The organism is Psychrobacter sp. 78a-MNA-CIBAN-0178, assembly GCF_040309625.1.
Taxonomy (GTDB): domain Bacteria; phylum Pseudomonadota; class Gammaproteobacteria; order Pseudomonadales; family Moraxellaceae; genus Psychrobacter; species Psychrobacter okhotskensis.
This window is the reverse complement of the sequence record NZ_JBEOOZ010000006.1, coordinates 114,630-135,042: the sequence shown is the minus strand read 5'-3', so window position 1 is coordinate 135,042 and position 20,413 is coordinate 114,630. Positions and strand designations below refer to the sequence as shown.

Annotated in this window: 17 protein-coding genes and 1 riboswitch; of the genes, 5 read left to right on the top strand and 12 right to left on the bottom strand. The window is 43.6% G+C overall.

Translation table 11 applies throughout. From position 1 onward, the window contains the following. Positions 1 to 191 precede the first annotated feature (191 nt). Positions 192 to 482, top strand: a complete 291-nt coding sequence (locus AAEY80_RS06135) for an oxidative damage protection protein (protein ID WP_025652557.1) — start codon at positions 192 to 194, stop codon at positions 480 to 482. 104 nt (positions 483 to 586) lie between these two features. On the opposite strand, the gene phoU is transcribed toward AAEY80_RS06135, so the two are convergent. From phoU to pstS, 5 genes are all read right to left on the bottom strand, one after another. Further along, entirely contained in the window at positions 587 to 1,375 is a 789-nt protein-coding gene (gene phoU, locus AAEY80_RS06130; RefSeq protein ID WP_025652558.1) for a phosphate signaling complex protein PhoU, read from the bottom strand. A 273-nt stretch (positions 1,376 to 1,648) separates the two neighbouring features. Next, positions 1,649 to 2,581: a phosphate ABC transporter ATP-binding protein PstB gene (gene pstB / locus AAEY80_RS06125; RefSeq protein ID WP_407074171.1), complete on the bottom strand. Its 933-nt coding sequence runs from the start codon at positions 2,579 to 2,581 to the stop codon at positions 1,649 to 1,651. A gap of 56 nt (positions 2,582 to 2,637) precedes the next feature. After that, positions 2,638 to 3,546: a phosphate ABC transporter permease PstA gene (pstA, locus tag AAEY80_RS06120; RefSeq protein WP_173240248.1), complete on the bottom strand. Its 909-nt coding sequence runs from the start codon at positions 3,544 to 3,546 to the stop codon at positions 2,638 to 2,640. A gap of 89 nt (positions 3,547 to 3,635) precedes the next feature. Further along, complete coding sequence (pstC, locus tag AAEY80_RS06115) at positions 3,636 to 4,589, bottom strand: phosphate ABC transporter permease subunit PstC (RefSeq protein WP_010200767.1); 954 nt, start codon at positions 4,587 to 4,589, stop codon at positions 3,636 to 3,638. Positions 4,590 to 4,797: 208 nt separating this feature from the next. Further along, positions 4,798 to 5,964 (bottom strand): phosphate ABC transporter substrate-binding protein PstS, encoded by a 1,167-nt coding sequence (gene pstS, locus AAEY80_RS06110; RefSeq protein ID WP_173240249.1) that lies wholly within the window; start codon positions 5,962 to 5,964, stop codon positions 4,798 to 4,800. Between the two features lie 290 nt (positions 5,965 to 6,254). Then, positions 6,255 to 6,379: riboswitch (TPP riboswitch) on the top strand. A gap of 248 nt (positions 6,380 to 6,627) precedes the next feature. Between pstS and thiC the strand changes: the two genes are divergently transcribed. After that, entirely contained in the window at positions 6,628 to 8,616 is a 1,989-nt protein-coding gene (gene thiC, locus AAEY80_RS06105) for a phosphomethylpyrimidine synthase ThiC (RefSeq protein WP_201582573.1), read from the top strand. Positions 8,617 to 8,680: 64 nt separating this feature from the next. Here the strand turns inward: thiC and AAEY80_RS06100 are convergent, their stop codons facing one another. The 4 genes from AAEY80_RS06100 to AAEY80_RS06085 all read right to left on the bottom strand — a co-directional run bounded on the left by AAEY80_RS06100 (position 8,681) and on the right by AAEY80_RS06085 (position 12,937). Continuing rightward, positions 8,681 to 9,817 carry a hypothetical protein gene (locus tag AAEY80_RS06100; protein WP_156915647.1) on the bottom strand — a complete coding sequence of 379 codons (1,137 nt, stop codon included), beginning with the start codon at positions 9,815 to 9,817 and terminating at the stop codon, positions 8,681 to 8,683. A 6-nt stretch (positions 9,818 to 9,823) separates the two neighbouring features. Continuing rightward, positions 9,824 to 10,891, bottom strand: a complete 1,068-nt coding sequence (locus tag AAEY80_RS06095; protein ID WP_156915648.1) for a hypothetical protein — start codon at positions 10,889 to 10,891, stop codon at positions 9,824 to 9,826. A gap of 125 nt (positions 10,892 to 11,016) precedes the next feature. Further along, complete coding sequence (locus AAEY80_RS06090; protein ID WP_025652566.1) at positions 11,017 to 11,907, bottom strand: fructose bisphosphate aldolase; 891 nt, start codon at positions 11,905 to 11,907, stop codon at positions 11,017 to 11,019. A gap of 181 nt (positions 11,908 to 12,088) precedes the next feature. Next, positions 12,089 to 12,937, bottom strand: a complete 849-nt coding sequence (locus AAEY80_RS06085; RefSeq protein ID WP_025652567.1) for a DMT family transporter — start codon at positions 12,935 to 12,937, stop codon at positions 12,089 to 12,091. 341 nt (positions 12,938 to 13,278) lie between these two features. Between AAEY80_RS06085 and AAEY80_RS06080 the strand changes: the two genes are divergently transcribed. The 3 genes from AAEY80_RS06080 (at position 13,279) to AAEY80_RS06070 (ending at position 16,802) form a co-directional block, all read left to right on the top strand. Next, a complete protein-coding gene (locus AAEY80_RS06080; RefSeq protein ID WP_101211181.1) occupies positions 13,279 to 15,192 on the top strand; it encodes an ABC transporter ATP-binding protein in 1,914 nt (637 codons plus the stop codon). Between the two features lie 90 nt (positions 15,193 to 15,282). After that, positions 15,283 to 16,173: an alpha/beta fold hydrolase gene (locus AAEY80_RS06075; RefSeq protein ID WP_201566999.1), complete on the top strand. Its 891-nt coding sequence runs from the start codon at positions 15,283 to 15,285 to the stop codon at positions 16,171 to 16,173. 11 nt (positions 16,174 to 16,184) lie between these two features. Next, complete coding sequence (locus AAEY80_RS06070; protein ID WP_201566997.1) at positions 16,185 to 16,802, top strand: alpha-ketoglutarate-dependent dioxygenase AlkB family protein; 618 nt, start codon at positions 16,185 to 16,187, stop codon at positions 16,800 to 16,802. Here the strand turns inward: AAEY80_RS06070 and AAEY80_RS06065 are convergent. The 3 genes from AAEY80_RS06065 to AAEY80_RS06055 form a co-directional block, all read right to left on the bottom strand. After that, entirely contained in the window at positions 16,799 to 17,794 is a 996-nt protein-coding gene (locus tag AAEY80_RS06065; protein WP_025652571.1) for an NADP-dependent oxidoreductase, read from the bottom strand. The genes AAEY80_RS06070 and AAEY80_RS06065 overlap by 4 nt on opposite strands. A 52-nt stretch (positions 17,795 to 17,846) precedes the next feature. Then, complete coding sequence (locus AAEY80_RS06060; protein WP_025652572.1) at positions 17,847 to 18,605, bottom strand: endonuclease/exonuclease/phosphatase family protein; 759 nt, start codon at positions 18,603 to 18,605, stop codon at positions 17,847 to 17,849. 296 nt (positions 18,606 to 18,901) lie between these two features. Continuing rightward, a complete protein-coding gene (locus AAEY80_RS06055) occupies positions 18,902 to 20,014 on the bottom strand; it encodes an AOC03_06830 family ribosome hibernation factor (RefSeq protein WP_201566993.1) in 1,113 nt (370 codons plus the stop codon). Between the last annotated feature and the right edge of the window lie 399 nt (positions 20,015 to 20,413).

Genomic DNA, 20,413 nt, shown 5'->3' with positions numbered 1-20,413 from the left:
ATGGCTTTGATTCCTTGCAAATATAGACAGTATATAGCGTTAGACCCTACGCCAGCATGAATAATGTCCATTACACCATGAATGGCTACCTTCTATACACCTGATAGGCTTGGTTAAATCTACCAAGACCGTTATCATAGGGGGATACCAATATTTGATTCAATCATTTGATAATTAATAAGGAGTCCATTATGGCTGAGAGTTTTAATCCCCAAGCCAATACGGTATTTTGCCGCAAATATCAGCAAGAATTACCAAAGATGCCACATCCCCCTTTTCCTAATAAAAAAGGTCAAGAGCTGCAAGAAACGGTCTCTGACAAAGCTTGGAAAGAGTGGCTTGAGCATCAAACCATGCTCATTAACGAAAACCACCTAAGCATGATGGATCCTAAAGCCAAGCAGTTTTTGACCGAGCAACGTGATAAATTTTTAGACAATGAAGATTATGAGCGCGCGCAAGGTTGGACGCCAGAAAGCTAATTTTTTGATTTTCTGCTATAAAAAACGTGCTATATAAATAATATGGCGCGTTTTTTATTGAGATTTTATTGATAGACTAAATGCCTGATAAGCTGAATAGCTGTTTAATCCTTATGCTTGTCTACTGACTCAGCATCAGTATCAGCAACTTGCGTGGCACTAGCTTGACGAGCCGCCATGCGATCATTGGCTTCTTGCACCGCTTTTTCGACCTCAGCATAATCTGAATGCCGCACATCCTGCCCGCTAATATAATTGATAACCAGCTCTGCCACGTTTTGCGCATGATCACCGATACGCTCAAGCGCGCGCAGTACCCACATGATATTCATGACTTTTGAGACGTAGCGCGAGTCTTCCATAATGTAGGTCATCAAGGCGCGAATGGCCGACTGATACTCATCATTGACCACTTTGTCGTTACGCATGACTTCAAAGGCTTGCTCAGCATTCGACTGACTAAAAGCTTCTAGCGCATTGTGTACCATTAACCGAACTTGGTTGCTCAGATGCTGCACTTCCGCATAGCCATATTCAGTCTTACCTTGCGCGATAATTTTGATTGCCATCTGGGCAATTTTTACTGCTTCATCACCGATACGCTCCAAATCGACCACACCCTTGCTAATAGCCATGACCAAACGCAAATCACTAGCAGCGGGCTGACGCTTGGCAACCAGCAATAAAATATGTTCGTCCAAATCGACTTCCATGCGATTGATGTCAAAATCCATATCAATCACTTCTTGTGCCAGCGTCTGGTTTTTATCGGTCAACGCATGGATGGCCTTGGCGACCTGATTGGCCGCGCTGTCACCCATATGCAGAAACAGTCGAATCGCTTCATCAAGATCTTGGTCAAAACTTTTGGAGATATGCTTGTCATTTTGCATAGAACGTATTCCCTGAAATCTAGGTTTTGATGACACCGTATGCCTATTAAATCGCACATGATTTGAGTGCTCAAACCCGAGCTGCCGATATACTTCGGTCAATGCTAAAAACTTCGAATGATTGCTCACAATAAGTACTCATCCTGTTTGCTTGTTATCAGCGTCTTGTTATCAGCGTCTTATTATTAGTGCAGCTTATCTATAGTTAAAATATCCTAAAAACGCGACAATATTGCTGACTCTAAGCGTCGCCCACCTTAATCATCAATGCGCTTAGCCATAACGACCGGTAATATAATCTTCTGTGGCTTTTTGCGCCGGTTTGGTAAATATCTGATCCGTCTCGCCCATCTCAATCATATCGCCCAAATACATATAGACCGTATAGTCCGATACCCTTGCCGCTTGCTGCATGTTATGCGTGACGATAGCGATGGTGTAGTCGTTTTTTAAATCTTCAATCAGGTCTTCGATTGCACCCGTTGAGATAGGATCCAATGCAGAGGTTGGCTCATCAAGCAACAGCACTTCAGGCTTGGTAGCAACACTACGGGCGATACACAGTCGTTGCTGCTGTCCGCCTGATAAAGACAAGCCTGACGCTTTTAGCTTGTCTTTTACTTCTGGCCACAATGCCGATTTTTTTAGCGCCCATTCCACGCGATTATCCAGCTCAGCTTTGCTTAACTTTTCATAAAGTCGCACACCAAAGGCGACGTTATCGTATATCGACATTGGGAATGGCGTTGGCTTTTGAAAGACCATACCGACCTGCGCGCGTAGCAGGTTAACATCGACGTCTTTACCTAAGATATTTTTGCCATCAAGGTTGATACTGCCTTCTGCGTGCATGCCCGGATACAAATCATACATACGGTTAAAAGTACGCAGCAGCGTTGATTTACCACACCCTGAAGGCCCAATAAACGCCGTCACCTTTTTATCCGGAATATCGATGTCGATGTTTTTAAGGGCTTTAAAATCCCCATAATAAAAACTTAAATCTCGAACTTCTAGCTTTGCTGGCGGCATATTCTGCGGAATATCATGCAGGGTTTGCTTATTAAAGCTTGCCACATTTGGCTGAGCCATTTGTGCACTGGTCGATAAAGGGTTGGTTAATAGATTGTCTTCAGTGATATGAGACTTTTTAACCGCCGTTTTTTTAGGCGCTTTATTGATGACATCATTCATAATAGTATCCAACCTGACTTGATATAAATTTAAGTAAAAACCGACGAGGCCTGATTTTTTGGTAGCTGTTATTTACTGTGACCCCGATTGCCAATAAACCGTGCCAAAACATTCAATATCAATACCGACAAGGTAATCAGTAAGGCCGCCGACCATGCCAAGGTATGCCAGTTGTCATAGGGACTCATCGCAAACTGATAAATGGTGTTGGGCAAATTAGCAATAGGTTTACCCATATCGGTACTGAAGTATTGATTATTCAACGCAGTGAATAATAATGGTGCAGTCTCACCGGTAATTCTGGCAAAGGCTAACAATACGCCTGTGGTCAATCCCGCTTTGGCCGCTTTAATCGTAACTTTGGTCACCAGTTGCCACTTTGGTGTACCCAATGCATAGGCCGCTTCACGAATACTATTAGGCACTAAGTTAAGCATGTTTTCTGTGGTGCGTACGACCACAGGGATGACGATTAATGCCAACGCCAACGCGCCTGCCCAACCAGAAAAATTATTGCCTTTGACCATCAGCGCATAAATAAAGAGACCAATCACAATCGAGGGTGCTGATAGCAAAATATCATTTAAAAATCGGGTGACTTTGCCCAGCATACTGCCTTGAGAAAATTCTGATAAATAAATACCGGTCATCAGGCCAATGGGCGCACCGATAAACAGTCCTGAAAATGCCAACATGATTGAGCCGACAATGGCATTGCGTAGACCACCTGCGCTCATCGGTGGTGGGGTATCAGCCGTAAATACTGGCAACTGTACCAATCCTTGAAAACCTTCAACGAACAGGGTCAGTAAAATCCATAATAGCCAAAATAAGCCAAACGCCATCGCCGACAACGCAAAGCCTAGACCAAGCTTATTCAGACGACGACGCTTGTTATAAAGGCTTTTGTTATAACGTGCCTCAAAGCTTGTCTTTACCGGTAATGCGCTAGTAGCATTGATAGCAGGGTTAGGCATAACATTCGTTTCCCATATCTTTTTAGATAGCCTTTTTAGATAATCTTTTTAGACAACATTAATCTCTATCGTGCTGATACAACGTTGGCTTAGCGATTGCCTGCTTTATGATCCATGCGCATGAGCATAAGCTTCGCTATGGACAACACTATAAAAGTAATCACAAATAATATTAAGCCCAGATGCAGCAACGATGCCAGATGTAGCTCACTAGAGGCTTCGGCAAATTCATTGGCCAGCGCTGAGGTAATCGTAACCCCAGAGGTAAACAGGCTTGGACTGATATTAAAGGCATTACCAATCAAGAAAGTCACCGCCATGGTCTCGCCCAATGCGCGGCCCAGTCCTAAAATAACACCACCAACCACACCAGCTTTGGTATACGGCAAAATAATCTTGAACATGACTTCCCAAGTCGTCGCACCCATGCCATAAGCGGATTCTTTTAATAAGTCTGGCACGACGGAAAAAACATCGCGCATGGTGGCAGCGATAAAGGGAATAATCATGATGGCAAGCACCAAGGACGCTGTGAACATACCCAGTCCCATCGGTGCGCCTTCAAACAGTTTACCGATAATCGGTAAAGGGCCGACGTGTTCAATAAACCATGGTTGGATGTGATCGCCAAAAAACGGCGCGAAGACGAACAAGCCCCACATACCATAAATGATAGAGGGGATACCAGCCAATAACTCAATGGCGATACCAAGTGGTTTTTTTAGAAAAGCAGGACACATTTCGGTCAAAAATATGGCAATGCCAAAGCTCACTGGCACGGCTATCAGAATGGCGATAAATGAGGTCACTAAGGTGCCATAGATGGGTGCAAGTGCACCATATTCATTGGCGACCGTATCCCAGTTATTGCTGGTATAAAAACCTAGACCAAACTCTTGAATACTTGGCCAAGCCCCGACAATTAACGACACTAAAATACCACCTAGAGACATCAATACCAGTATGGCAAATGCTTTGGTGGAGTTAACGAATAAAGCATCGTAACGTTTTTGTTTAGCCAGTTGGGACCTTAAGTCTGTCATAAGTGTCTCAGCATTCAATAGGATAAGATTAAAAAATGAGTGTGTTTATCAGGTTTTATCACAACAAACTCAGCAGATATAAGTATCAGAAGCTATAAATATCATTGGCTTTGCGATTAAATTCGCTGTGATAAAACCTTTCAAACAACTACCGGAGAATAGTTGTTTGAAAGGGTAATTCGATCGTTATTAAATAATGACTATCGAATTACTGAGCAGGTTTATAGACAGGCTGTCCATCGCTACCTTTTACGTCGTTCCATTTTGCTTTGAACAAGGCCACTGCCGTGTCAGAGAATGGTACATAGTCTAGTGCCATGGCATCATCATCACCTTGGCTATAAGCCCAGTCAAAGAAGTTCAACACGCCAGCAACTTGCTGAGGATTCTCTGGTTGCTTATGGACTAAGATAAAGGTGGCAGCAGCGATAGGCCATGCTTGGTCAGTCTCAGAGTTGGTGATGACTTTATAAAAGCCTTCTTGCTGTGACCAATCAATATCACCTGCCGCAGCAAAGGTCTCAGCTGATGGTTGCACGATGTTGCCAGCTGCATTTTTCAATGCCGTATGTGACATTTTGTTTTGCTTAGCGTAAGCATACTCAACATAGCCGATAGAGTTTTTCATACGGTTGACGTAGCTTGAAACCCCTTCGTTACCTTTACCGCCTGCACCAGTCGCAGAGGTCGGCCATTTGACTGTTTTATCAACACCAACCGTGTCTTTCCAATCTGGTGAGACTTTGGCCAGATAGTCCGTAAAGTTAAAAGTCGTACCTGAACCGTCTGAGCGGAATACCGTCGTGATTGCCGCATCTGGCAAAGTCAGATCTGGGTTCATGGCTTTGATAGCTGGGTCATTCCATTTACTGATTTTGCCCAAATAGATATCTGCTAAGGTTGTACCGTCTAGCTTCAATGCGCCCGGCTCTATACCATCGATGTTGACGATTGGCACGACGCCACCAATAACGGTTGGAAACTGAATAAGGCCAGACTCTTCAAGCTCTTCAGGCGTCATCGGTGCATCAGAAGCACCAAAGTCAACGGTTTTTGATTGAATTTGTTTGATACCACCAGATGAGCCAATCGATTGATAGTTGACTTGGCCACCAGTGGCAGCGTTATAGTCGTATGACCATTTGGCATAGATAGGCTGCGGGAATGATGCACCTGCACCCGTGATATTCATGGCGATATTTTCAGCAGATTTAAAACCTGTGGTAGCAGAAGAGGCTGTTTGAGAGGTGGTTTCAGCCGTGGTAACAGCGCTACTGCTAGTATCAGCAGTGGGCTCTGCCGTGTCGGTTGATTTATTACATGCCGTGAGCATTAATGTACAACTAACGGCTACTGCTAATAACGAATAACGCATGTAAGGCTCCTAAAGTTTGACAACGATATGAAAAAGGTTTGTTTGTGACATGCGTGCTATCTTGTCAAATCTTTATGACAGTTTGATGACAACCTTTTTAATATTTCAGTCGTGTTAAAAAAGTCTCATTTGAGGACCTGACAGTCAATTAATTTGAGTCACGTTGTTGGGCGATATTAGCCAGCTGCGTTTATAAAGCCATAAAATATAGAGTTGAAACGAGATACGTATAGCCAAATATCATTAGCCGCGCGCGCAGAATTTTGCTAGTATGAAGGGGATTTACAACACTGACAGACTCGGGGTGCGGTGTATTACGAGCTTATTTCATAAGCCTTTTGATACATTCGCTGAGAGATCACCCGCTGAACCTGATGCGGTTAGTACCGACGCAGGGAAGTCTCAAGCCTATGTTATATAAGTACAAAGGGCGCGCAGAAATGCCTTTTTATTATCGCCACTATCTACTAGCATTGTTATGCGGATATAGCGCTTTAATAATCAGTCGCGTCCATCAATCAGCTAAAGATCACTGACTACGTTTAGGTTTGATAGCGCTAGCAGGTTTGTTTTACGATTGAATTTGTCCGTATCATATAGGCCAATCCCCGCAGCTACTGGCGGTGTTGCTTTTATTCAAAAACCAACACGCTAGGACAGCATATGACTACTTCAGATTTACAAACAGCCCAAACCCACATCCCAGCTACTGACGCCCCTCTTACTGCCAATGCTAGTCAAACAACTGACAGTAAAGCGGATAAAAAAGCCGATGCCCTCAAAACCCCTGCTCACCGTACCGCCAATGATGCCCGCTTTGAAGAAGACGCGCGCGACCTACACCGTGTCCTTCCCGCTTCTAGAAAAGTCTATATCGAGGGCTCACGTCCTGACATTCAAGTACCGATGCGCGAAATCACCCTTGACCCTACTCCGATACAAGGCGTGCCTGAAACCGATTGGGAACAAAACCCACCTTTTTATGTTTATGACACTTCTGGCGTTTACACCGATCCTAATGTCGAGATCGATTTGACGAAAGGCTTACCAAAGCTACGCGAAGGCTGGATTGCTGAGCGCGGTGATACCGAACAATTGAACGGATTGTCGAGCTCTTACGGACTGGCGCGCGCCCGCGATATCAGTACCGCCAATCTTAGATTCGCCCATATCGACAAACCACGCCGTGCATTAGCAGGAAAGAACGTCACGCAAATGTACTATGCCCGTCGCGGCATTATTACGCCTGAAATGGAATACATCGCCATTCGTGAAACGCAAAAGCAGCACGAACTGACCGATATGCGCCAACATGATGGCGAGAACTTTGGTGCCAACACGCCAACTATTATTACCCCTGAATTTGTGCGCAGCGAAGTAGCCGCTGGCCGCGCCATTATCCCCAACAACATCAATCACCCTGAGTCCGAGCCAATGATTATCGGCCGTAACTTCTTGGTGAAAATTAATGCCAATATCGGCAACTCAGCGCTCGGCTCATCTATCGACGAAGAAGTGTCAAAAATGACGTGGGCGACGCGCTGGGGCGCGGACAACATCATGGATTTATCTACGGGCAATCATATTCACGAAACCCGCGAATGGCTGATTCGTAACTCGCCCGTGCCGATTGGTACCGTCCCTATTTATCAAGCCTTAGAGAAAGTCGATGGCGTGGCAGAAGACCTCACGTGGGAGATATTCCGCGATACGCTCATCGAGCAAGCCGAACAAGGCGTTGATTACTTCACCATTCACGCCGGCGTACTACTGCGCTACGTGCCGCTGACGGCCAACCGCCTAACAGGTATCGTCTCGCGTGGTGGCTCTATCATGGCGCAGTGGTGCATGTTTCATAATAAAGAGAGCTTTTTATACACGCATTTTGAAGATATATGCGAGATTATGAAACAGTATGATGTGGCATTTAGTTTAGGCGATGGCTTACGTCCGGGCTGCTTGCAAGATGCCAACGACGAAGCACAATTTGGTGAGCTGCGTACCCTTGGCGAGTTGACCCAAGTGGCTTGGAAGCATGACGTACAGGTCATGATTGAAGGTCCCGGTCACGTAGCAATGAACCGTATTAAAGAAAATATGGATTTGCAGCTTGAGGTTTGTGCCGACGCGCCATTTTATACACTAGGACCTCTAACTACTGATATCGCACCCGGTTATGACCATATCACGAGCGCCATTGGTGCTGCTATGATCGGCTGGTTTGGCACCGCAATGCTGTGCTATGTGACGCCAAAAGAGCATTTAGGTCTGCCTAATAAAAAAGATGTTAAAGACGGTATCATCACCTATAAAATCGCAGCCCACGCGGCTGATTTGGCTAAAGGTCATCCCGGTGCGCAGGCACGTGATAATGCGTTATCTAAAGCACGATTTGAATTCCGCTGGGACGACCAGTTCAATCTGGCGCTCGACCCAGATACCGCCCGTGAGTTCCATGATGAAACCTTGCCTAAAGACGCGCATAAGACGGCGCACTTTTGCTCGATGTGTGGACCTAAATTTTGCTCGATGAAAATCACTCAAAACGTGCGGGATTATGCAGCAGGACTGGATAAAGATGCCGCTAATAAAAAATCAACTCCGAAATCGGATGATTCAATCAATGTAGGTCATGTTATTAAAGAGGTGTAGTGCTTTACTTACTGAAAACTGGCTAACTTAAAAAGCTTGAATCCATCCACTGGGTTCAAGCTTTTTAGGTACTTACTTGTGAGGGTTGTAAAAAAACCCGTTTCAAATAAGAATCGCATAACTTCATAATGATTAAATAAACAAGCAAAATCAGTGGATAGCCAAAGATAATAATAAAAATAGTATAACCATGATACCTGCTGGCATGCTCGCCCAGTAACCAATCTATAAGATAAATCTTATAGAAAACTATCATCAATACGATAAATGGAACTATCAGAATCCCTAACCATGTGACCATCCATGCTATTTTAAGACTTTTCTTCCGGCTCCAATACATAAGTCCATAGTGAGCACCCCCTAACAAACATATTAAAAACAACAGAAGTATTAATGAGTCTAAATTAATTAACCACTGTGCTAGAGGCATTGGTTGTGGTTGATAAGATATCTCAAGAACATCTTGAGGCAGATGATCAAAGACCCACTTCGAATCTGCTTTTATCATCCCACTTAAAGGTTCGCCAAGATTAGTCTTCAAGTATTTCGATTCATCAGCAATCTTTAGAGTAACGGTCAGGTCACCAAAGCTTTTCCAAGTTTTGGCAGGTTTTAATGAATAGCTATAGATATATTGATTGGTCCAATCACTACGGTTTACTGTAGGATAGGCAGAATATTTAACATTAATGACATGATTGCCTTCGCTTAAGTTTATCTCAAAGTATTTAGCGTCATTATGGAACTGTACGGCCGTATCCGTTTCTGGATCATGATAAGCGGGCAATGATTTTGAATGACTTTTATAATCATAATTGATAAGTACTGGTACCGCTTGCCCATCGACTTCGACTATAAAGCTTTTGTCTGCATCATTACCTATGCTATCGAACACCTCAAAAACCAAAGGTATTCGATCGCCTTTTTTAGCGCTATAAATTTCGTAAGTGACATCATAGTCAGCTTGATTAAAACCTTCAGCAATATTGATATCTATGTTTTCAGACAATATATCGATATCTTTGCTTGAATATGCCGTACTGGCATTAGTACCGTCGATAATGGGAGACGCCATATTGGCATAGCTAAACATACTGTGGCTTAATAAAAGCAATCCTAAAATGGTCCTACGCATTAATATTCTCTCAAATGGCTCGTCAGCTAGCTGTTCGCGAATCACAAAGCTATTTACAGCCTTCAACTATAATTACTTTACTGTTTTAGTAACCGTCTGTTTAACCATCATAAAAACCACAAAACTAATTATCAAATAAATAGGTGTTATTACTATATAGCCTAACGGCAAAACCCATATAAAGAACAAATCGCGACTTTCTCCTGTTGCGCCTTGACCAATGATCATATCTGTCACCAGTAGATAGAGGTAATAAATTATCAGGCTAAGCAGAGGCACTAGAAAACCACCCACCAGCATGACTGTCCAAAGGGTTTCGGGCTGGGCTTGCTGTCTACGTTTCATCATACGTAAATGCAGTCCACCCAATACAAATAGCGCGAAACTTATAGTTATGAATGGCGAAACAGCCGTCAAAACTTTTGCCACAGGATTCAGAGGTGCTTGAATAATAAAATCAATCTCTTTCGCAAGATTATCGTTGAAATGCCATTGGTTATTAGAAGGTAAAGTATTCTTCGTGCCATCGATATCCATACTGATATAGTCTAAACCACCATTGAAATTTAGCTTAATAAATGACCCTTTAAACTGCTTATCATCACTGACGCTCTCATTCATCGGCACTAACGAATAAGAGTAAGTGCTTATCCCAGTCCAATCACTGCCATAATAATGCGGCTGGACGTCATAAGTAGCTGTAATAGTATGCAACCCTGACGACAAATCCAGGTTGATATACTTTGAATCTGCTCTGAATTGCTCTAAACCAGTATTGGTTGGCATATAGAAATCAGATGTCTCAAGCCCGTTATTATCTTCAGTAACCGTTACGACAGGCACTGATTGACCATCGACAGTAATTTCGAACTCATTACTTTGTCCAAATTCATCGAATACTTCAAAAACCAATGGGAATTGAAGCCCTTCACGATTGTTATACAGCTTATAGCTCACTGTATAACCAGCATTATTAGCATCATCTGTAATATCGATATTAACTGTCTCTGATATAACATCGATGGCATTATTAAAATAAGCAGCGCTTGCCCAAGTACCTGAATAGCCTACAGGCTCCATAGATTGACTAGAAACACTCCAACTTAATAAAAACAATCCTAAAGTAATAAAGCGAAACACAACCTCTCCAAAAACCATGAAAACAAACACAAGTTTAATAAATATCTACTGTGAATGCCATTAAAAAAATCCCAGCAAACCTAAAGTCAGCTGGGATTCAAAATCAATTATAAAGGTTGAAGGCTTTAAACCTTCGACGCCTCATAGATTTCTTCGATTGAGTTATTAATCGTTTCAGAAAATGCTTCATCACTTTGCTGCTTACTCAACCCTTCAGTAAAGGCACGGGAGAAACTGGCAATCATACCTGGGTTTTGCTTAAGCTTAGCACACGCAGCACTACGGCTGTAACCGCCCGACAATGCCACAACTTTTAGCACTTTTGGGTGATCAACCAGCTCTTGGTAAAAGCCTTCTTTCTCTGGCAAGGTCAGTTTCAGCATTACTTGATGACCATCGTCTAAAAAATCAAGATTGTGCAAAAGACTGGTTTTAAGTATCAGCTCACAGTCATGTTTTTTAGCGCTGTCAATATTCACTTCTGGCTCGACAATAGGCATGAAGCCTTTTGAAAGAATCTGCTTGGCCACATCAAACTGCTGCTGTACGACCAGCTCGATACCATCGACATTGGGCTCATAAATCACTGAGCGCATCTTAGTACCAAATACCGGATAGTTTTTGGCCTTGTCCAATAGTGCATCTAAATCAGGTATCGGGCGCATGACTTGCACACCATTCATTTGCTCAGCCAGACCTTTATCAACCTTAAGGAACGGTACGATGTTTTTGTCTTCCCACAGATAGTTGGCCGTCGACTTACCCTCAACCTCACGCTCCATGGTATCTTCGAATAGAATTGCCCCAAGCACGCGCTCGCTATCAAAGGTTTCACAAGTGATGATACGGGCTCGCATCTCATGTACGAGATCGAACATGGTGTCATCATTGTCATAATCGTCGCTGCTCACGCCATAATTTTCGAGTGCTTTTGGCGTACTGCCTCCACTTTGGTCAAGCGCCGCGATGAAGCCTGAACCATTTTTTATGCGTTGTAATTGCTTTTCGTATTCCATTGGGCGTGCATCCTATTTTTATTCGTTGAGGTCAAATGTCTCAAAGCAAAGCGCTTTTTGTCAGCTTATATCAGTCTTACTATTTTTAGATAACCTTATCATAGGATGCCCGGCATGCCTATATCTGATAAGTTAACAATTTTATAAATCGCAACGATATGGATGAATTTAGGCTAAACGGTTATGCTAAAAACAGTACTGCCACACAACCAACCGCCAATAATAGCCCTATTATATTAATGCGATTGAGCCGCTCTTTAAATACGCCAACACCTATCATAGTTGCCACTGCGATGACACCCACATTCATACCAGTAAACACAATGCTTGGTGACTCAGACAATACTTGATGTGCCCGTACATAAGCGTAAATATTACCCATATTCAGCGCACCCAGCAGTACTCCTGCCATGAGTGCATTGCCCTGCCAGCGCACCCGCGTGATCAGCAAATAAATAAACAGTAACAGCCCTGCCAGCCCAAAACTGACAAATAACGTCAGTGGAAAGGCAGACCCTTGCTTGGCCACTTGCTTGAATAGAATATCGATAATGCCGTAGCCTGCCCAGACGCCAAGTAACCAAAGCGGCGTTTGGCGAGCTTGTTTAGTTATGCCGCCCGCTTGAGGACGATACACCAAAGCACCTAGTGCCAAAAAGCCTAATACCAAACCAAATATACGCGTACCTGTCAGTACCTCACCGAATAATAAAAAGGCAGCAACGATAGGAATAATCAATGATAAACGCTGAGCGGCATCGGTTGCCACCATACCAACCGCAGCAATCGCGCGCCCAAGAATGATAAACACCGCAGGCAGTAGCACGCCAAGCGCTATGATAATCCCCCACGCGCTTCCTAACAGACTAAGTCCGCTGATGTCTGGCTTCAATAAAAACCATGTCAATAAAAAAGCCACTGGATAACCAGCGACGATAGTCTGGCGAATATCGATATCTCGTTGACGTAATGTTTTCAAGAGTACTGAAACGGCGACACTGCATAGTACCGCGATGGTTAAATACAGCATGAACGTCTACCTTTTAAGTCGCAGTTTTATGTGTTTATTATTTATCCAAGGCGTGTCCTCATTTTTAAAATGGAGATAAAAATGAGATGAATGACAGCCAAATAGAAAATAAGCACTAGAATGTAACAAAATATTTTTTATACAGCAATGTATTTATGAGAGTTGAGCCAATCAGTAATAAACGAGTACAGCCACTGATTGTCAATTTACAATTAGCATGCAGGCGTGATTACGAAGTTTTGTTAAAATAGCAGCATTTCCCATTCACTCAAATACACGTTTAAGATAATGCCTACCGGTATCTGTCTTAGCGTATTGCTATTGACGCTCTTCCCTTGCCTATGAATGCTCTATTTCGATTTTTTGAAAACCGTCTACCGGCCTTTCCTGATACGCCTATGCCATTGCCCTCACCTCGCGAAGGGCTGATGAAGTTTTTGTGGGCATGTACCAAAGGCTTACGTATCTGGCTGCTATTCTTTATGATTTTGTCCGCAGGTATCGGTATCTATGAGGCGATGCTGTTTGCATGGATTGGCAACATTGTTGACTGGTTAGGGGTGTATACACCGCAAACACTATGGACTGAAAAAGGCGATACGCTCCTTTTGATGCTAGCGGTCATGCTCCTGAGCCCGTTTTGGATTGCCTTATCGTCGTTCATTCATTTTCAGTCGATTCAAGGTGTGTTCCCGATGCAGATGCGCTGGCGTTTTCATCAGCACATGCTTGGGCAGTCAATGCAGTTTTATCAAGATGAATTCTCTGGTCGTGTGTCAGCCAAGGTAATGCAAACGGCGCTGGCCGTACGCGATACGGTGATGACAGTCACTGACATGTTTATGTATGTCATTGTCTACTTTATTACGACTGGGGTTATCTTATTCAATTTAGACAGCTTATTGCTCATACCTTTTGTTATCTGGTTCGTACTGGTTGGCTTTACCTTACGTTTCTTTATTCCCAAGCTTAAACGGACCTCTATCATACAGGCTGATGCCCGCGCATTGATGGTTGGCCGTATCACTGATGCTTACGCCAATATCATGACGGTAAAGCTGTTCAGCCATTCGCGCCGTGAGCTGGGCTATGCCAAAAACGCCATGGGTCAGTTTTTAGGTACGGTTCATGCGCAGATGCGCTGGGTCAGTTATTTAGAGATATCCACCCATCTCATCAGTGTCATCTTAGTAAGTAGTACGGCTGGGATTGGTCTTTATTTATGGCAGCAAGGCGATATTGGCGTCGGTGCTATTGCCGCAGCAACGGCGATGGCATTACGACTCAATGGGTTGACGCAGTGGATTATGTGGCAAACTGCTAGCCTGTTTGAAAGCATCGGTACTGCCCAAGACGGTATGCGTACTTTGTCAGCACCGCAAACGATTGTGGATGTTTCAAATGCACCTGAGCTAAAAGTGACTGATGGTCACATTGTCTTTGACCATGTTGATTTCAGTTATGAAAGTGAAAATGGTGATAACGAAGGCGAGCGTATTGATGAAGTGAGTACTGCGGGAACGGCGATTGCCTCTTCACAAATCAAACTGCTCGATAACTTTCATTTAGATATCAAACCTGGGGAAAAGATTGGTTTGGTTGGACGCTCAGGTGCGGGTAAATCAACCTTAGTGAATTTATTATTGCGCTTCTTTGACGTTGATAAAGGTAAAATCTACATCGATGGACAAGCGATTGATGAAGTCACTCAAGAGTCTCTGCGTCAACAGATCGGTATGGTGACGCAAGATACCTCATTGCTCCATCGCACCGTTCGTGAAAACATCGCTTATGGTCGCCCTGATGCCAGCGATGCAGAAATCATCCGTGCCACTAAGCAAGCACAAGCATGGGAATTTATCAAAGATTTGTATGACGATAAAGGCAATACGGGTTTGGATACGCAAGTTGGTGAACGGGGCGTCAAACTCTCTGGCGGTCAGCGCCAGCGTATTGCCATCTCACGTGTTATGCTAAAAAATGCGCCGATTCTACTCTTGGATGAGGCGACCAGTGCGCTAGACTCTGAGATTGAGTTTGCCATTACCGAAAGCTTGAACGATATCATGACGGGCAAAACGGTGATTGCTATTGCTCATCGTCTCTCTACGATTGCCGCGCTTGACAGACTGGTAGTCATGGATAAAGGTCAAATCATTGAGCAAGGCAGTCACGAAGAGCTACTGGCATTGGATGGCGTCTATGCGGGGCTTTGGCAGCGTCAAAGCGGTGGTTTCTTAGGAGAAGAGAGCTAAAATTGGTACCACCTTAAATCTCACAATAAACTGTAGCTTGAAAACTAAACTTAAAATTGAAAAATGGTCATACAGGGAAGTACGAGTGTTATGGAACAATTTGCTAAAAGTATCACGCTAAATAAAAAACGCGCCTGTTACTACGATTTACACTCATTGGCTGAATCGACCCATGATAATGCTAAACGAGCCAAAGCGCATTTCTATGGCGGTAATGGTTTTACGGTCGGTAATTATCAGCCCTTATTAACCGAGCTGGCTGCTGGTTTTGATATCAGCGCGCTGGCGATGCGTGGCTATTGGTATGACAAGCCAAAAGCTCGGGTACTAACCCGTGAGCAAGATGCTGACCTGCTTATTAAGTTTTTAGAGCAAACGCAAGATAGTCCTGTTGTGGGCATAGGTCATTCGCAGGGCGCTACTGCGACGGCTATGGCAGCGGCCAAACGTCCTGATCTATTCTCTGCGTTGTACTTGATAGAGCCCGTCACTTTTACCAAATCACAGGCGCTGCTCTATAAGCTGATACCTCGCCGCGTGAAGCTTAAGCGTCAACCTTTCAAAAGCGCGTTAACTAAGCAAAAAGTTTGGGCAAATATAGATGAGTTTTATGACAGCCTACGAGAAAAAAGCGCTTATCGACGCATCTCTGATGAGCACTTATACCTCTTTGCCGAGCAAAGCTTAGTACAGCAAAACGATGGCCGTTATGCATTTATCTTCACTCCCGAGCAAGAGATAGCGAATTATTTCGGTATCCCTTATATAGACGGTGCGCTAAAGAAGCTGGCAAAAACCACGGTGCCTTACCAACTCATCATCGGTAAGCCCACTATCTTTATCAATGATAAAGTCCGCGATAATTGGCGAAAATTTGTACCCACTGACCAGCTTAACATCATGCCTGAGAACGGACATTTATTACCTATAGAAGCACCGGAACAATGCGCCACTGTTATCTTACAGAATTTTAATCGTTAAGTTTTGAGCTTATGACTGATTTATTTACCCCTAGTCCCACTGACAATATACTACCCTATGATGGTCGGGCGAATGACTTGGGTATCGTCATTGATAATAGCCATGAGCTTTATGACATATTATTGAGTGAACTGCCTTGGCAGGCTGACATTGTCACGTTGTTTGGTAAGACCCACGTCACCACGCGCCAAATCGTTTGGATGGGTGGAGATAGCAGCAGCTATCATTACTCAGGACATGCCCGTCAAAGCATTCCATGGTCAGAAACCGTGTTTCACGTGAAACAACATGTTGAGCAACAGCTAGCAAATATTGGGATTACCGCTAATTTTAATTCTTGCCTATTGAATTATTACCCCTCAGGTAGTGACGGTATGGGCTATCATGCTGATGACGAAAAAGAATTGGGCTATCAACCTATTATCGCTGCCTTATCGCTCGGTGCCACGCGCAAATTTGTTTTTAAACATAAAAAAACTCAAGATAAAGTCGAGCTTTACCTTGAGTCTGGTCATCTTATCGTTATGCATGGCGATACTCAGACCTACTGGAAACACACTATCACCAAGACTAAAACTGTCAACACTGGACGCATTAGTCTCACGTTTCGACAGATGCTGCCAGATTAGTCTACTTTTAAAACTATCTTGCCAAAGGTATCGCCTTTTTGTAGCTCAGTATGCGCGGCAACGACCTCAGAGAGCGAATAGGTCTGCTGAATATGTAATTTAAGCTTGCCAGTCGCCAATTGTTCTAACACTCTCGCCATATCCTGCCCACTACGCTGGGCTTTATAACCTGCCACGTTTAGGCTTTTTTGACTGCCAGCATCGACGAGCTTATCAACCCAAATCGTTGGTAACACATTGACGCGTGCACCAGATTTGAGTACATCGAGTGCGCGTACCCCAGCATCCCCGCCGACCAAGTCTAGCAATACATCGGCTTGCAAATCAGGAAATGCCTCTTCTTTGGTATAGTCAATCCAGCCGGTCAGCTTGCTTTTATCTATCAAAGTATCAAGCTTGGTATACTTTTCTGCTGAGCAGATGACGGTGACGTTAATATTGTCCTCGTCGACCTTGTCCATTAATAACTGAATGACCAGCTGACCAACCCCACCAGCGGGCGCATTCATGACCACATGCTCGCCTTTTTTGATATCAGCGAACTCAACAAATTGTAGCGCCGTTTGACCGACACAAGGGAGTGCACCTGCCTGTTCTAATGTGACGCCCTCTGGCACTTTGGCTAGCAACTTGCCATCGACTGCTACGTACTCTGCATAGCAACCCCCATCAAAAGTCAGAGCGGCAACTTTATCACCAACGGCAAACTGCTCGTTATTGCTTTTGACGATAGTGCCGGCTACATCAAAACCTAAAATCGCTGGCTGATCATGATCAAACTTATCTTTTTGAATATTATCAGCGCCCCAACCTTTACCTTGACGGGTTTTATAGTCAACAGGATTGATGCCGGCGTAGGCAACTTTTACCAAGACTTGCTCATCCGCCAAAGCTGGAATGGCGACACCGTCCTCATAGTTCATAACGTCAGGTTCACCAAACTCACGAATGAGTACCGCATGTTGAGTGGTTGGTATTTGAGTATTAGACATGGTTTATCATCCTTGTATGCTGCTATTGTTTTATTTTTAGTGAATTCTCTGCTTATGGCAACACCAGCTCTGCACTGATGGGCAAGTGATCGGACAGCGTTGACCACGGTTTGCCAGTGTGCACCCATGCATCTTTAACCCTTAAATTACGCACATAGATACGATCTAAGCTGAGCACCGGTAGCTTAGCCGGAAAGGTAGGTGACAGCTTGCCATGACAATGCTTGAAAGCTTCGGTCATGCCGAGACTGGACGCTAATTTGTCACAAGACAGTTTTTTCCAATCGTTAAAGTCACCCGCTAAGATCAGCGGTTGATCAGGGGCAATCTCATTGCGCACATAATTGGCAATGGCCTCATACTGCTTAAGACGATCCCGCTCAAACAAATTTAAGTGCGCGCACAATACTACGACCGGTCTCTCCCAACCTACTGGCTGCACCTCACAATGTAAGACCCCACGCTGCTCCAATTTATTTACCGTAATATTGACGTTATGTTTTGGATCTAACGGAAAGCGGCTGAGCACGGCATTACCATGATGACCGTTTTCATATTCTGAGTTTTTACCATAACTGTTTTGCAGCTGTAGATATTCGCCAAACCATTCATGCTGTGATTGATCAGGATATTCGTTGTATTGCATATTGCGCTTAAGATTCTGACCTTGTACCTCTTGCAAACACAGAACGTCCGAGCCTATACCCTCAAGCGCATGGGCAATACCTTGCATTTTTACTTGCCGATTCATAGGCGACATGCCTTTATGAATGTTATAGCTGGTTAGAACAAAAGAGCTTGTATTAGTCATAAATGTATCAGTCGTCGTGTAAAAAATGGGAGTCATGTTTAAAGTGGATGACGTTAAAATGACAGTAACTTTAAAAGGGCGTTTACTCACCGTTTAATTTATAGTGGTTTAATTTAGAATTGTAGTCAACATCAGGCGAGTACAGCTTGATGATTGAAATTACTAACCATAAGACCTGATAGCCATTCAGTCAAAAAAGCATTGATTCGTATCGAACCAATGCTCTCATCTTATACCGATACGTTACCAATGGCTAATTCATAAGTACATGTCATTAGCAGTCAATATGACTAAAATTAGTAACGGGTCACCAGAGCAATCGGTTGGTCTTCGCCCATGATGTCTTGCGGCATAAACACAGCCTCACCGCCATTGTGAATCACGTGCTCAATGATTTCGCCAATCGCATCATCCGTGACACCTTCTGCAGCAGCATCATTAGCGATGCTTAAAGTCTGTGCTTTTTCGTCAATCTTGGCAGATTGTATATAACCACGGCGCACATAGAGGGTCTCGCCCGCTCCTTGGAAGGCGCTGCGATAGACTTCTTGTAAGTCAGTCTGCAACATATTGGCACCGCGAGCTTTATCAATTTCACCCATGGCCGCTTGGTGTAATGAAGTACGGTACTCTTCTACCGCCTCTTGTAAACAATCGACGATATGCTGGGCGCTACCATCTTCTAGATTGGTGGCGTTTGATACCGTGGCAATGATGTTTTCTGGACGGTCACATACTTCTTTATAATAGCCGATATTTTTTGCGTCACCGACGATGACAAGAGGCATTTTATGCTCGCCCCACAGCTCTTGTACGCTCTTATCCACTTGGTTAAAGAACTCTTTTAAATGACTGCTTTCGTTACTTGCAGAACGGTCAGAGCCACCGTCACTGGTTGTATACAGACCGTTATTCTCGATAGGAAAGGCAATGCTTTCCATATTGTTTTGCACGTCATCACCTTTATCAAGCTCTCTAACAACGCGATCATTAGATGCTTCAATCAAGCGGGCACTATCACGGGTCAGTACCACTGTATAGTAATGTACCGCGCTTGCCATATCGCGAACCAAATCACGGGTAGCAAATCTGTTTGAAATGACCACGCGTTCGGTCGTATCAATCGGCATACGAATTACTTGTACGTCATCAACGCTGGCAAATATCGCTAAAGTATCAAGGTTATAATTATGGTTTAGCTCATTAGTTTTGGCGTGAATGTTGTCCAAAATAGTCGTTGCTGTGCGCTTATCGTACTCTTTGGTGAGACGCTCTTCGACAACTTTTAACTGGTTTTTAAGGGCGATAGGATCTTTGTCATTATCAGGATGTTCGCGGTGAGTTTTAACAAAAATACTGACCGCAGGATTAGCCTTGGTTTCGCGTAAACTTTTGAGAGTCGCTTTCATAAATATTGCTCCTTGTTTTATTATTAGTTACTTTTTATCATTTGCTTCTTATTAGTCACATTCAACATTGTAATTTTTTCTGTGATTCATTTTCTCTGTAAATTATTTATCAGTAGGACTTGTTATCAGTAGGGCTTGATATTTTTATTCCATTCCCTTGATGCTAACAGTCAAACTTCACTTGCTGTAGGGTCAATTTGCAAGCAAATGATAGCGCTTTGTAAGTAAAACAATCTACGTTGTTATAAAAAGCAGGTTTATCCCATTTAAATATATTTGATATCGTTCATCTCCTCACTTTACTTTATGTATTGTCAGTGAGTAGGTTGCATTTTCACTAAATGAACCCATCTTTTATGTAATATAGGTATAAGACCGCAAAATAAATAAGTAGCTGAT

Bases quoted from the DNA above. Each gene is read 5' to 3' on its own strand.
- AAEY80_RS06070 (WP_201566997.1), top strand. From the start codon at position 16,185: ATGACTGATTTATTTACCCCTAGTCCCACTGACAATATACTACCCTAT.
- AAEY80_RS06080 (WP_101211181.1), top strand. From the start codon at position 13,279: ATGAATGCTCTATTTCGATTTTTTGAAAACCGTCTACCGGCCTTTCCT.
- AAEY80_RS06055 (WP_201566993.1), bottom strand. From the start codon at position 20,014: ATGAAAGCGACTCTCAAAAGTTTACGCGAAACCAAGGCTAATCCTGCG.
- pstA (WP_173240248.1), bottom strand. From the start codon at position 3,546: ATGCCTAACCCTGCTATCAATGCTACTAGCGCATTACCGGTAAAGACA.
- AAEY80_RS06135 (WP_025652557.1), top strand. From the start codon at position 192: ATGGCTGAGAGTTTTAATCCCCAAGCCAATACGGTATTTTGCCGCAAA.
- AAEY80_RS06085 (WP_025652567.1), bottom strand. From the start codon at position 12,937: ATGCTGTATTTAACCATCGCGGTACTATGCAGTGTCGCCGTTTCAGTA.
- AAEY80_RS06075 (WP_201566999.1), top strand. From the start codon at position 15,283: ATGGAACAATTTGCTAAAAGTATCACGCTAAATAAAAAACGCGCCTGT.
- phoU (WP_025652558.1), bottom strand. From the start codon at position 1,375: ATGCAAAATGACAAGCATATCTCCAAAAGTTTTGACCAAGATCTTGAT.
- AAEY80_RS06090 (WP_025652566.1), bottom strand. From the start codon at position 11,907: ATGGAATACGAAAAGCAATTACAACGCATAAAAAATGGTTCAGGCTTC.
- pstS (WP_173240249.1), bottom strand. From the start codon at position 5,964: ATGCGTTATTCGTTATTAGCAGTAGCCGTTAGTTGTACATTAATGCTC.
- pstC (WP_010200767.1), bottom strand. From the start codon at position 4,589: ATGACAGACTTAAGGTCCCAACTGGCTAAACAAAAACGTTACGATGCT.
- AAEY80_RS06065 (WP_025652571.1), bottom strand. From the start codon at position 17,794: ATGTCTAATACTCAAATACCAACCACTCAACATGCGGTACTCATTCGT.
- AAEY80_RS06060 (WP_025652572.1), bottom strand. From the start codon at position 18,605: ATGACTAATACAAGCTCTTTTGTTCTAACCAGCTATAACATTCATAAA.
- thiC (WP_201582573.1), top strand. From the start codon at position 6,628: ATGACTACTTCAGATTTACAAACAGCCCAAACCCACATCCCAGCTACT.